We start from the raw sequence: 13,360 nt of genomic DNA, 5'->3' as shown, positions 1-13,360 counted from the left end.
ATGTGGGAGCGGGCTTGCCCGCGAAGAGGCCGGCAATCCCAGCACAAAATCCGGCAATCAAGTACTCGACTTCTGCGGCACCTCGCTCGCCACCAACTCCCCCTCAACCTGCCGCTTGGGCAACAAAACCTGCTGTGGATAAGTCTGCGCGAAATGCACGTCAGGACTGTTATCCACAAGCTTTTTCAAACGCTGATTGAACGCCCGGCTCACTGCATATTGCCCGCCCGACACGGTACGGAACTGCGCGGTCAGCACCACCCCGTTCAGGTCCATCCGGTCCACCCCGAACACATCCAGCGGCCCTTGCAGGTTGTACTTGAGGAACGGGTCTTCACGGATCGAATCGCCGGTCTCGCGGATCAGCTCGATGGCCTTGTCGACATCGGTGTCGTAAGTGAACTGCACCGAGAAAAACGCATAGGCAAACTGCCGTGATTGATTGGTCACAGCCTTGATCTGACCGAACGGCACCGAGTGCACAAACCCCTTGCCGTCACGCAGGCGCAGGGTGCGGATGGTCAGGCCCTCAACGGTGCCGGCATGTCCGGAATCGAGCACCACCCAGTCGCCGATCGACAGGGTGTCTTCGATGATGATGAACAGCCCGGTGATCACGTCCTGCACCAGTTGCTGCGAACCGAAACCGATCGCCAGACCGACCACCCCGGCACCGGCCAACAGCGGCGCAACGTTGATGCCGAGGTTGGCCATGGTGGTGATCGCGCAGATCACCACCAGGATGATTTTGATCGCATTGCGCAGCAGCGGCAGGATGGTTTTCACCCGGGTGCTGGGCTGGCGCGACGAGCGTTTGCTCACCGGTGGTTTCAACGCTTCCTGAATCGCCGTGTCGAGCACCACCCACAACAGCCAGGTGACGAGGAAGATCAGGCCGATGCTGCTCAACGCGTTGCTGATCGCCCGGCCGATCGTGCTGCTCTGAGCGAAATCAAGCAGTGAAACGCCCCAGATCCGCCCGAGAATATCGATGAAGGCAATCGCAATGACGATCCGCAGCAACGCGTGCAACAGGCTGAGAAAGCGTTCCTTGTAGGCACTGCTGCGCTGGATCGCTTCGGCCTTTCGCGACTTGAACAGGTGCTGGAGGATGGTGCTGAGGAACACCGTGCCGATCAGCAGCACGGTGGTGAACAACGCACAGCGCAGGGCCTTTTGATTGTCTTCACCGATGCCGATCAGATTGACCGCCGAAACCAGCACCATCAACACAATCGGCCAGTACCAGAGCCCGGAAAAAATCCGCAGCGACTCCTGCAACGACGGTTGCTTCAGGCGCTGCGCCAGTGGCCGGTTACGGATCAGATGCGCCACTGGCCGACGCAGGCGAATCACCAGCAGACCAAAGATGATCGAGGCGATCAGCCCGGTGAACACCGCAACGCTGCTGGTAATGTTGCCACCCAACTGACGGGCGATCTGTGGGCTGGTCAACGCATCACTGAGGGCGGCGAGAAAGCCGATCAGGAACAGCGGTTTCGGGCAGTAGTTGCGGATGATCCGCGCGGCCGGCCGTTTGTGCCCGACATTGAACATCACCACCACACACAACAGCATCGAGGTGGAGAAAATCCCGCTGCTGGTGGCGTAGGCAAAACACAGCGCCAGCGCCCGGCCGACCGAGGCTTGCAGAAAGTGGCTGACGTACAGCGTCAGCGGCAGGCAGATCAGCGCCGGCACGGTGTACGGCAGCAGGTAACCCGCCAGATCCTGACTGCGCTGGCGGGTGCGCAGCCAACGGCCCTGACTCAGCCGCCTGGCCAGCAGGCTGCCGAGCACCGTGAGCAGCGCAAAAGTGCCGAGCCAGACGCCGGACAGCATCAGGAAATCCCCGGCGACGCTCCAGCCGGAGCGGTTCGACGGCTGATTGACCAGTTTGTCGACTTCATCCGCCGCGCGATCGGCACGCAAGCGCCAGGCGTCGACCAGATGTTCGTTGAGATCGAGTTTGTCCTGCACGTCGTCGATGCTCGAACTGATCGCGCCGAGCAGACCGCCCTGGACGATGGGCTCGGGTTTGGCCGGCTCTTCAGCAGCGGCTGGAACGCCCGGCAGCGTGGCGGCTTCGAGTTGGTTGGCGCCGAGCAACAGCAGTGCTCCCAGCAGAATGGCGATCCTGAACTTGATCAAAACTCCGGTCTCCGTTGGCTGAACCTGTAAGGAACTGATCGGTGAATGGCGGACAAGTTCGGTTTTTGCCTCAATACCCCCAGTGCCCACTGCATTCCCCTGTGGTGAGGGGATTTATCCCCGATCGGCTGCGCAGCAGACGTAAACATCTGCTTTCACACCCTCTGGAAACGGTTGGGGTTGCTCCGCAACCCATCGGGGATGAATCCCCTCACCACAGGGTTCACAGCAGTCCGTGGATATTTGCGTCAGCAGCAAATATCAAATGCCCAACCCCGTATTTTTCCGCACAAGCCAAACCCCGACACTGCGCTCCATTCAAACCTCTACCGGAGTGCCCTCATGCCCATTGCCTTGCTCGCGCTGACCCTCAGCGCATTCGCCATCGGGACGACCGAGTTCGTCATCGTTGGCCTGTTGCCCACCATCGGCGCCGATCTTGGCGTCAGCCTGCCGTCCGCCGGGCTGCTGGTCAGTCTGTATGCGCTGGGTGTCGCCATTGGCGCGCCGGTGCTGACCGCCCTCACCGGCAAGGTCCCGCGCAAACTGTTGCTGCTGTCGCTGATGGTGCTGTTCACCCTCGGCAACCTGCTGGCGTGGCTGGCGCCGGGTTATGAATCGCTGGTGCTGGCGCGGATCGTCACCGGTCTGGCGCACGGGGTGTTCTTCTCCATCGGCTCGACCATCGCCACCAGCCTGGTGCCCAAGGAAAAGGCCGCCAGCGCGATTGCGATCATGTTCACCGGCCTCACGGTGGCGTTGGTCACCGGCGTGCCGCTGGGCACGTTCATCGGTCAGCATTTCGGCTGGCGGGAAACCTTCCTCGCCGTCTCGGCGCTGGGTGTGATCGCGTTCATCGGCAGCTTGCTGTATGTGCCGAACAACATTGCCCACAGCAAACCGGCGTCTCTGCTGCAACAACTGCAAGTGCTGAAACAACCGCGTCTGCTGCTGGTGTACGCCATGACCGCGATCGGTTACGGCGGCTCGTTCGTCGCCTTCACGTTCCTTGCGCCGATCCTGCAGGACATCTCCGGTTTCAGCGCCGGCACTGTCAGCCTGGTATTGCTGGTGTATGGCGTGTCGGTGGCGGTCGGCAACCTCTGGGGCGGCAAACTGGCGGACAAACGCGGGCCGATCAGTGCCTTGAAAATCATCTTTGCCCTGCTCGCCGCCGTGCTGTTCGTGCTGACCTTCACCGCCGCCAATCCATGGCTGGCGCTGGCCACGGTGCTGGTGTGGGGCGCGGTAGCGTTCGGCAACGTGCCGGGACTGCAGGTGTATGTGGTGCGTCAGGCTGAACATCACACACCGCACGCGGTAGACGTGGCGTCGGGGCTGAACATTGCCGCGTTCAACCTCGGGATTGCCGGTGGTGCGTGGGGCGGCGGACTGATCGTCGAACATCTGGGCCTGATTCACACGGCGTGGATCGGCGGGCTGGTGGTGTTGCTGGCGCTGGCACTCACAGCGTGGAGTGGGCGACTGGATCGCCTCGGTCCGACCTATGCCGAAAGCACTTCGCGAGTCGTCACCGGCCACTGATCCCACGATCCCCCTGTAGGAGCTGCCGAAGGCTGCGATCTAAGATCAAAAGATCGCAGCCTGCGGCAGCTCCTACAGACTACCGTCCGTAACGCCACCGAAACTTTCCCGAACCGCGCACAGTCATCAACAGACACAGGCTGTACGAGGACTGACAACGGGAGGGCGGCATGGCGACGATTCACATCGGTATTTCCGGCTGGCGCTACGTTCCGTGGCGCGGGGATTTCTACCCGAAAGGACTGACGCAGAAGCACGAATTGCAGTTCGCTTCGCGGGCGGTCAACAGCATCGAAATCAATGGATCGTTCTACGCCCTGCAACGGCCCGAACGTTATGCGCAGTGGTACAGCGAAACGCCGGATGACTTCGTGTTCAGTGTCAAGGCGCCGCGTTTCATCACCCACGTCCGGCGCTTGCGCGAGATCGAAAAACCGCTGGCGAATTTCTTCGCCTCCGGGGTGCTGGAACTCAAGGAAAAGCTCGGGCCGATCCTCTGGCAGTTTCCGCCGAACTTCAAATTCGACCCTGAGCGCTTCGAACACTTCCTCTCATTGTTGCCCCGCGATACCGAAGCCGCTGCCGCCCTCGCCCGCCAGCACGACTCGCATCTGCACGGCCACGCCAGCCTCAAAGCCTGGCGCAAAAAACCGTTGCGTCATGCCGTGGAAGTGCGCAACGACAGCTTCATCGACCCCGACTTCGTGCGCTTGTTGAAACGCTACAACACCGCCCTGGTGATCGCCGACACCGCCGGCAAATGGCCGTACCGCGAAGACCTCACCAGCGACTTCGTTTACCTGCGCCTGCACGGCGCCGAAGAGCTGTACGCCAGCGGCTACACCGAGTCGGCGCTCAAAAACTGGGCCGAACGCATCGACGCCTGGCATCACGGCCGACAGCCTGGCGATGCGCACCTGATCGCGCCGCGCCTCAAGCCGCGGGCGCGTAAATCCCGCGAAGTGTTCTGCTATTTCGACAACGACATCAAAGTCCGCGCGCCCTACGACGCGCGCAGCTTGCTCCACCGATTCGAGCTGGATAAAACGCTCGCCACCACCCCCGGCGAACCGGCTGCCGAAGGGGTGCTGGCATGAGTATTCCAGAGCCGGTCGGGTTCACCGACGAGCAGACCAGCATCGAAGTGTCTGTGCGCCGTTTCACCGTGCTGACGGTCAACACCCACAAAGGCTTCACCGCACTCAATCGCCGTTTCATCCTTCCGGAGTTGCGCGAAGCGGTGCGCAGCGTGGCCGCCGACGTGGTGTTTCTGCAGGAAGTCCATGGCACCCACGAGCATCATCCCAAGCGCTACAGCAACTGGCCGACGATGCCGCAATACGAGTTCCTCGCCGACAGCCTGTGGCCGCAGTTCGCCTATGGGCGCAACGCGGTGTACCCGGAGGGCGATCACGGCAATGCGCTGCTGTCGAAATTCCAGATCATCCGCCACGACAACCTCGACGTCTCGATCAGCGGTCACGAAAACCGTGGTTTGCTGCATTGCGTGCTGCGCCTGCCCGGTGATGGCGTCGAGGTGCATGCCATCTGCGTGCATCTGGGCCTGCGCGAAAGCCATCGCAATGCGCAATTGAAGCTGCTCGGCGAGCGTCTGGCGCAACTGCCGGAAGATGCTCCAGTGATTGTCGCCGGTGACTTCAACGACTGGCGCCAGCGCGCCGATGCGCTGCTCAAGCCCTGCGGCCTGCGCGAGGTGTTCGCCGAACATCTCGGCAAACCGGCGCGCAGTTTTCCGGCGCGTTTGCCGACCTTGCGGCTCGATCGAATTTACGTACGCAACCTCAAGGCCAGCCAGCCAAAGGTTCTGGCGAACCGGCCTTGGTCACACCTTTCCGACCACGCCCCGTTATCGGTGGAGATCGAACTATGAGCAGCGCACCGCTGGAGAAATCCGCCGTGGAACCGATCAGCATCAACCCGCCGGTGCGCGAGCCCGGGCACGTCGATGTCGAGTACGGCTGGCAGGGTAATAACCGCGTCGAGTTGCTGGAAAACGGCGAGGAGTATTTCCCCCGGGTGTTCGACGCCATGCGTGCGGCAAAAAGTGAAATCCTGCTGGAGACCTTCATCGTTTTCGAAGACAAGGTCGGCGCTGAGTTGCAGCAGATCCTGATCGACGCGGCGCAACGTGGCGTGCGCACCACCGTCAGCCTCGACGGTTTTGGTTGTGGCGAATTGACCACCGGGTATCTCGCGGCATTGAGCGATGCCGGCGTGCACTTGCAGATGTTCGACCCGGCGCCCAAACATCTGGGCTTTCGCACCAACTGGTTCCGCCGCCTGCACCGCAAGATCGTGGTGGTCGACGGACTGATCGCGTTCATTGGCGGGATCAACTTCTCCGGCGATCACCTGGCCGATTTCGGCCCCGAGGCGAAACAGGATTATGCGGTGCAGATTCAGGGGCCAGCGGTCGCTGACATCCATCATTTCGCCCTGCTGCAAAGTGGTCGTCCGGGACGCGCACGGTTCTGGTGGCAGCGCCGGCGTCAGCGCCGGGCGGACATGGCTTTCAACGATCACGACGGTCAGGTACGTCTGGTGTTTCGCGACAACGATCAGCATCACACCGACATCGAAGATGTGTACTTGCAGGCACTGCGCCGAGCCAAACGCCGGGTGGTGATCGCCAACGCCTACTTCTTCCCCGGCTACCGCCTGCTGCGCGAGATCCGCAATGCGGCGCGCCGTGGCGTCGAGGTGCGGCTGATCCTGCAAGGTCAACCGGACATGCTGGTGGCGAAACTGGCCGCGCGCATGACCTACGACTACCTGCTCAAGGCCGGCGTGCAGATCCACGAATATTGCCAGCGCCCGCTGCACGGCAAAGTCGCGTTGGTTGATGAGGAATGGAGCACCGTCGGCTCGAGCAATCTCGACCCGTTGAGCCTGTCACTGAACCTCGAAGCCAACGTGTTGATCCGCGATCGTGCGTTCAATCAGCATTTGTTTCAGCGCCTCGAAGACCTGAGCCAGAACCACTGCAAGGCGATGGACGCCAGCATGTCCCCGCGAGGACGGATCTGGCACATGACCGTAGGGTTTCTGGTGTTTCACTTCCTGCGGCATTTCCCGTCGATGGCCGGTTGGTTGCCGGCGCACAAACCGCGGCTCAAGCCGTTTCGGGGGCGTACCTCATGAGCCATTCCCACGCACAGTCTGCTCCCGCTACTCACTCTCGATGGAGTCGCTGGAAACGCCCACTGACGTTGCTGTTCTTCCTCGCGCTGATCGTGTTGCTGACGATGTTCGCCACCCGTATCGAATGGGCGGAAGTTCTGCAAACCCTGGCTGACTTCAAGGTGCGCACGCTGATCATCGCCGCCAGCCTGACCCTGCTGAGCTTTCTCACCTACGCCAGTTTCGACCTGATCGGCCGCACCTACATTCGCCAGGACCTGACCTGGAAGCAGATCCTCCCGGTGGGGATCATCAGCTATGCGTTCAACCTCAATCTCAGTGCCTGGGTCGGCGGGATTGCCATGCGCTATCGGCTGTATTCGCGCCTGGGGGTGAGCAAAAGCAACATCGCCAAGATCCTCGGTCTGAGCCTGGCGACCAACTGGTTCGGCTACATGACGATTGCCGGCGTGGTGTTCAGCAGTGGTCTGGTGAGCATGCCGCCCGGCTGGAAAATCAGCAGCGCCGCGTTGCAGGGCATTGGCGTGCTGTTGCTGCTGTTGAGTGCCGGTTACCTCGCCGCGTGCCAGTTCTCGAAGCGCCGCGAGTGGTCGATTCGCGGGGTGGAAATCAACCTGCCATCCCTGCGCATGGCCGTCCTGCAACTGCTGCTCGGTGCGCTGAACTGGTCGCTGATGGCAGCGGTGATTTTCACGTTGCTGCCGGGCAAACTGGATTACCCGCTGGTGCTCGGCGTGCTGTTGATCAGTGCGATTGCCGGGGTCATCACGCATATCCCGGCGGGACTCGGCGTGCTGGAAGCGGTGTTTGTCGCGCTGCTGCAACACGAAGCTTCACGCGGGAGTCTGGTGGCCGGGTTGCTGGCGTATCGGGCGATTTATTTTCTGCTGCCGTTGTTGATCACGCTGGTGATGTATCTGCTGGTGGAGGCCAAGGCGAAGGCGTTGCGGATCGAGAAGAAACCCGGGTGATTCCGTTTGTGTGGCGAGGGAGCTTGCTCCCGCTCGGCTGCGCAGCAGTCGCCATACCGCTAATCTCCTTCTGCTTCAGTATCGAAGGTGACAAGAATCATGGCCGCTTCGCAGCCCAACGGGAGCAAGCTCCCTCACCACAGGGGCATATGTTCAAGTGGACTGGATGATGCTCAACCGCTCCCCGACCACCATCTCGGTAATCCAGTCCACCAGAATCGAGGTGTAGGCCTGCTGCGAAACCGGTTCGCTCAAGGCATGGTCGGCGCCGTCGATAATCCGGTGGGTCAGCGAATGCGTCTGCTGACACGCTGCGCGGTAGCTCATGATTGTCGCGTGGGGCACGTAGTCGTCGGTTTCCGATTCCACCAGCAACACATCCCCGGTGAATTGCGAACAGGCGTGCAGCGCACGATTGTTGTCGGCCCGGACTAACGTCGCTCGATAGTCGCGCAGGTCAGCCTTGTCCAGATCACGCTTGGGTGTGTGCCATTGCTCGTCGCGATACAGCGCCGGCACCCGCAACGCCAGCCAGCGCACCGGACGCAACGAGGTGAGAATCGAAGCCAGGTAACCGCCATAACTGGTGCCGACCACCGCAATCGCCGAGGTATCGAGCGCCGGATGCGCCAGCAGGCGATCGTAGGCGGCGAGCAAGTCGCGCAGGTTGTCCTCGCGCGTGACCCGGGTCAGCGGAATGCCGGTACCACCAGTGTGGCCGCGCAAGTCGAAGGTCAGGCAGACACAACCCAGACCGGCGATGCCCTTGGCACGCTCGAGGTCGCGCTCCTGGCTGCCACCCCAACCATGCACAAACAATACGCCCGGGACTTTCGATTTGGGACTGAGAAACGTCCCGCTCATCTGTTCATCATCAATGTCGATCTGAATGCTTTCGCTTCTAGCCGTCATAGGATTTGACCGTTACGTATTTGAGAAGGAATTCGCTGTTCTCCGCCGGCCCGCGATAGATTTCGATGGCGTCGGCCGGCAGGGTTTGATCGTTGTAGGTTTCCACCGTCGACACGCGGATCGCGGGCATCTGCGGATCATTGACGAAGCTTTGCAGCGCGGCCAGTTCAGCGCTGCTGGCACCGCCCATGCGCCAGGATTGTTCGAGCACCCCGCTACGGGGCTTGCCATTGCTGTCCAGGCCTTGGGCAATGTCGTAGTTGCGCCGCGAGGCGTAGAAATCTGGATAAGCCTCATCCGCCGCCCGGTCGAAAATCTGCGCCTGCTTGATGGCCAGTCGCACGTCGTCCGGCAAGTCCAGCGCCAGCAGATCTTCGTAGCCGCCCTGCACGACCAACAGATTCGAACCACCATAGACGTCTTCGCCATGGGCATCTCTGGTCAAGTATTGATCACCGCAGTAGCTCAGCACTTTGTCGCCGATGAATGACTGGCCAACGCTGTGGGTGAAGACCTTGCTCAAGTCCTGTTCGAGCACCACGCCATCGCGAAACAACGTTTTCGCGTCTGCACGGGCCAGTACTTCATCGAACGTGTCGAGGCTGTTGATAACTTCCTGGCCACGACCAGCGCAAGCGTGAATCGGCTTCAGGCGGATCGGCCCGCTGTACAGCAAATGCTCGGCGGCGGGCCGCGCATCTTCCAAGGCAAACACCGTCAAGCCATCAAGCACCACATCGCGCACGCGCTCGGAGAACAGCGGCGCCCAGCCTTGTGGCGCGTGAGCCAGATGACTGCGCAAGCCGTGGCTGATGGCTTTGGTGCAAATGAAATCGTGTTCGACGTACCCGCCCCATAAATCGCCCGGGCCTTTGATCCCCAGATTGCGCGCGCTGGCCTGGCCAACAATGGTCTGGGTCGGCAGCCAATACAAATCACGACCACGATGCTTCTGCGGGTCAAAACTTCCGCCGAAGTTGAGTCCCAGAATCTGCGCCAGCCAGCGGGCAAGTGCTTTGTTGGTCTGCACTTCATGTTGCGGCGCCTCGGCCCGAACCGAATGGGCGACGACCACTTTCCTGCTCGACGTCGGGGTCATGCGTCCCCCTTCAAGCCAATTGATGAATGTAATGAGAGAAGTGCAGAGATCAGGCCAATCGCTTGGCAACGGGAATGTCCAATGAATCAATCGCTTGGAACAAGCATAGTGGCATCAGGCCTGTTTCAATCTGCACGACTTCCAGCGAATCCGCGGCAATTTGCACGAAACGGGACGCCGGCTACTGCTGACTGATTTCCTTCCAGATAGCATCGAACATGACACAACGTTTGAGGATAGCCTGACGTCCGATTTGAATCGCAAGCCGCTTTGCTTCAGGAGTCTGATGAGTCAGTCGTTGCAGAATTCCCAGCATGGTAATCGCGTGATCTTCATCCTCTTCGATATGCAAGCGAAAGAACTCCAGGCCTTCCTCACTGACATTCAGTCCCTCCAGTGCCAGCAGAATCGGTTTGTAAATCAGTGGCACAATGGCTTCGGCTCCCAGGCAGAGCGCTGCGAGGCCCTCGACAGGATTTTCACTGCGGCAAAGCTGCAGGATGCATCGGGTAAAATCCACGGTCTGAGGTAAAGGCGATTCAGCCAACGGATAGGTGCCCAGGATCCGCAACGACCTTTGAAACAGCTCGGCATGCGTGAGCTTGTTATCACCATCTATGCCCATTTCCTCTTGCATGTTTTCCAACAGCAATTTGATGTCGCCAAGGGACTCGAGGCGATTGAGGATTGCGCACAGAAAACGGGTAAAGTTTCGCGAGTAGTAATGATGCTGAATCAGAAAGTACTGCATCCCCCTCAGGCAAACATGGCCGTTTTGCATTGCTCGCAACAGCTCATGATTAACCAATCCTTCTAACGCATCAGCGTCCAGCCATTCGTCCCACAATGTGCCTCCGGCCCTGAATTCAATAACCTTTGCCACATTGCCGTCATTCAACTCTTTGTCTTGTTCCAACTTTAAATTCCTTTAACTATTATCAGCCATCCAGCCGATCGCAACTTTCCAGTTATTCCGAAAACCCTGGCAAACCTACAAGAGCCGTATTCATCGTGAGTCGCTGCAAATGACGCGGGGCTCAGACCTGGCCAGAAAATAAGCGCATAGAGAGGCGAAAATGATGCAGAGACCGCCTGACGCAAGAAGCAGAGCGCTGCTTGAGAAATGCAGTAACAGCCATCCACTCAGCAGGCTCGCCGGCGGAATCGCGAGGTAGGCAATGAGCCGTGTAACTCCGACCGTTCGCCCAAGAATGATTTGCGGAACCACCTGCTGGCGATAGGTGAAAAAAGCGATGACCACCACGGATTGGCAAGCGGTAGAAAGCGCCCACAGTGCCGAAAGTGACCATGGATCGGCGGCCATCGCCCCCATCAGGGTGAACACCCCAGCCAGCAAGCAGCTTCGACGGATGAGAATGCCGGCCGGGTATCTCTTCACCAGAAACGCCCCCACAGCTGATCCGGCGACGGCACCTGCACCAATGAGCCCGTAGTAATAGCCGACATCACTCAATGGCACGGCCAGTAACGTGGTGTAGACATAGACAAGGCTTGCACCGATCAAGGCAAAACCGAAATTGCAGAAAAAGAACAGCATGACGAACGAACGCAGTTCTCGATGCTGGATGACATACAGCAGCCCGGCTTTGATTTCCGTGAACACCCGCGTCGTGGCGGGCGGAGGCTTACCCAGCTCTTTCAGCAAGAAGCAAAGCGGCAGGGATAGCGTAAATCCGACAATGCTGCCAATCAGCAACTGCTCCTTGGTACTGACGGCGAGCAAGGCCGCAACGCCGATTGGCGCAACGATGCGAATGATGTTGTCACTGGCGTTGACGATCGCATTGAACCGATGAAGTTTGGGGCCTTCAATCAGCGCTGGCGCGATACTCTGGAAAACCGGGTGGTGAGTGGCACCGACGCTTGCCAGCAGAAAGCTCAGCAATAACAGGGTGATACTCAAGCTGCTCCCGGACAGCGTACTCACAGCAGCATATATAAGGCAGCCGGTGACGATGTTGATCAGATCACCACCGATCAGAAAACGCCGTTTGCTGTAGCGATCACTCCACACACCGGCGACAGGCGTGACCAGTATGTAGGGCGCCATCGCGGCGAAAAAAGCCAGCGACGTCCAGACTGGGGAGCCGGTCTGCTCATAAACATAAAGCGGGATCAGAAACGCGATGGCCCATGAACAGATGGACGTGATGGCATAGGACGCCAGGAGTTTGAACATCTAGACAGCCTCCGCCTGCCGCGACCGTTGCCCGTTCGCGAGATGTCCACAGACCGTGCAGTCCGGATTCTGCTGCCAGACTTCAGCAACGCTGACGTCCAGGTCGTCGAATGTGAATTCCTTGAGTTTGTTGGTCAATTGTGGCGGTTGGCAGCCGGTGATGATCTTGACCGTTTCGCTGACCATCATCCCAGCGGTGACGGCCACCAGAGTCACAAGAGCCGGGCCGGGATGCTCATAAGTGATGTCGTGCTGTTTGGCCATGGTCGAAACGCTGTTCACCAGGCTGCTTTTGTTACGCGCCGATGTCAGCCAGCAAGCACCGCAGCCTGAGGACCCAGGCACCACCGAATAAAACACCGAGCGGCGTACATCAAGCCCGCCTGAAATGAAGGGTACGCCCTGTTCAACGCAGGCCTCATTCAGCCAGTCGGCCATGTAGTTCGCGGGTTTATCGGCGACACAAATCACAATATCGTGACCGCGTACGATGCCGGCGACGTCTTGCGCCGACTGGAGGCGGGTTTCGTGAGCAGTAATGTCGAGGTGACTGTTGAATTCAAGCAACCTGCGCCTGGCCGTTGCAACCTTCGGCATGCCGACGTCGGTTTCCTTGTAAAGGATCTGCCGGTTCAAATTGCTCAACTCGATCGTGTCAAAATCGAGGATCGTCAAGTGGTGGACGCCCAGCGCCACCAGGTCGAACAGGATATGGGTGCCCAGACCGCCGCAGCCCAGTACGCAGACCCTGGCCGCGCGCAGTTTTTCCTGGTGGGTGAACTTGTTCTCGCCCACAGCCGCCATCGACCCGAAAAAGTCGATGTTGCGGGAAAATCTGGTGCGATCATGATCCGAAAGAGAAGTCGTTTCAAAAGCATCCGGACTCTCGACCAACCGGTATTTGATCAGATCTTGCGCGACGCTTCGGATTTCGTCCTGATCCACCCCGGGATAACGGCCTGCCACCTGGGTAATCAACGCTTCATAGGGTGTATGGCCATCAAGTGCCCTGACGAACGCCCAAACAGCACCATGGGGGTCGGGGATTTTTGCGTATTGACCGTTAAAACGCAGAACTACCTGACCATCAAGTTTGAACGGAATAATCGTCGGTTTAAGACTAAGTTTCATATTCGAGCCTCAATCGCTATTAAAACAACTTGATAAAGAACCAGGGCCATTAAGGCCCCGGTTCTTACTGACCAGATCAGCCGATCTGAGAATCGCCAGCCGAAGATGCTTTTTCGAAAGTCATAATGATTTCCTCAAAAGTTGAAGGGCCGGTGGTGAAGCTGTTTCCACCGGGGTGAAGGTGTGCAC

General features: G+C 59.4%; 11 protein-coding genes. 5 read left to right on the top strand and 6 right to left on the bottom strand.

All coding sequences use genetic code 11. The features are described 5' to 3' along the window. Positions 1–57 precede the first annotated feature (57 nt). Entirely contained in the window at positions 58–2,151 is a 2,094-nt protein-coding gene (locus tag PMI25_RS04925; protein ID WP_007966133.1) for a mechanosensitive ion channel family protein, read from the bottom strand. A gap of 342 nt (positions 2,152–2,493) precedes the next feature. On the opposite strand from PMI25_RS04925, the gene PMI25_RS04920 reads away from it, so the two are divergent. The 5 genes from PMI25_RS04920 to PMI25_RS04900 all read left to right on the top strand — a co-directional run bounded on the left by PMI25_RS04920 (position 2,494) and on the right by PMI25_RS04900 (position 7,829). Beyond that, positions 2,494–3,696 carry an MFS transporter gene (locus PMI25_RS04920; protein WP_007966135.1) on the top strand — a complete coding sequence of 401 codons (1,203 nt, stop codon included), beginning with the start codon at positions 2,494–2,496 and terminating at the stop codon, positions 3,694–3,696. A gap of 170 nt (positions 3,697–3,866) precedes the next feature. Further along, positions 3,867–4,793 (top strand): DUF72 domain-containing protein, encoded by a 927-nt coding sequence (locus PMI25_RS04915; protein WP_007966137.1) that lies wholly within the window; start codon positions 3,867–3,869, stop codon positions 4,791–4,793. Then, a complete protein-coding gene (locus tag PMI25_RS04910; RefSeq protein ID WP_007966140.1) occupies positions 4,790–5,587 on the top strand; it encodes an endonuclease/exonuclease/phosphatase family protein in 798 nt (265 codons plus the stop codon). Before PMI25_RS04915 ends, PMI25_RS04910 begins: the two co-directional genes overlap by 4 nt. Continuing rightward, a complete protein-coding gene (gene clsB / locus PMI25_RS04905; protein ID WP_007966142.1) occupies positions 5,584–6,858 on the top strand; it encodes a cardiolipin synthase ClsB in 1,275 nt (424 codons plus the stop codon). Before PMI25_RS04910 ends, clsB begins: the two co-directional genes overlap by 4 nt. Next, positions 6,855–7,829 carry a lysylphosphatidylglycerol synthase domain-containing protein gene (locus PMI25_RS04900; RefSeq protein ID WP_007966143.1) on the top strand — a complete coding sequence of 325 codons (975 nt, stop codon included), beginning with the start codon at positions 6,855–6,857 and terminating at the stop codon, positions 7,827–7,829. Before clsB ends, PMI25_RS04900 begins: the two co-directional genes overlap by 4 nt. 153 nt (positions 7,830–7,982) lie before the next feature. Here PMI25_RS04900 and PMI25_RS04895 read toward each other — a convergent pair whose 3' ends face one another. The 5 genes from PMI25_RS04895 to PMI25_RS04875 all read right to left on the bottom strand — a co-directional run bounded on the left by PMI25_RS04895 (position 7,983) and on the right by PMI25_RS04875 (position 13,171). Then, on the bottom strand, positions 7,983–8,741 hold the full coding sequence (locus tag PMI25_RS04895; protein WP_007966144.1) for an alpha/beta hydrolase family protein: 759 nt from the start codon (positions 8,739–8,741) through the stop codon (positions 7,983–7,985). Continuing rightward, positions 8,731–9,840, bottom strand: coding sequence for a DUF3182 family protein (locus tag PMI25_RS04890; RefSeq protein ID WP_007966148.1), 1,110 nt, complete (start codon positions 9,838–9,840; stop codon positions 8,731–8,733). Before PMI25_RS04890 ends, PMI25_RS04895 begins: the two co-directional genes overlap by 11 nt. Before the next feature lie 181 nt (positions 9,841–10,021). Further along, the gene (locus PMI25_RS04885; RefSeq protein ID WP_007966149.1) at positions 10,022–10,756 is read right to left on the bottom strand and encodes a TenA family transcriptional regulator; all 735 of its coding nucleotides are present in this window, start codon (positions 10,754–10,756) and stop codon (positions 10,022–10,024) included. Between the two features lie 90 nt (positions 10,757–10,846). After that, positions 10,847–12,040: an MFS transporter gene (locus PMI25_RS04880; protein ID WP_007966150.1), complete on the bottom strand. Its 1,194-nt coding sequence runs from the start codon at positions 12,038–12,040 to the stop codon at positions 10,847–10,849. Beyond that, positions 12,041–13,171 carry a HesA/MoeB/ThiF family protein gene (locus tag PMI25_RS04875; RefSeq protein WP_007966151.1) on the bottom strand — a complete coding sequence of 377 codons (1,131 nt, stop codon included), beginning with the start codon at positions 13,169–13,171 and terminating at the stop codon, positions 12,041–12,043. Between the last annotated feature and the right edge of the window lie 189 nt (positions 13,172–13,360).

The sequence above is a fragment of the Pseudomonas sp. GM30 genome (assembly GCF_000282275.2).
GTDB lineage: Bacteria > Pseudomonadota > Gammaproteobacteria > Pseudomonadales > Pseudomonadaceae > Aquipseudomonas.
The sequence above is the reverse complement of the archived record's forward strand: the minus strand, read 5'-3'. Positions and strand labels throughout refer to the sequence as shown.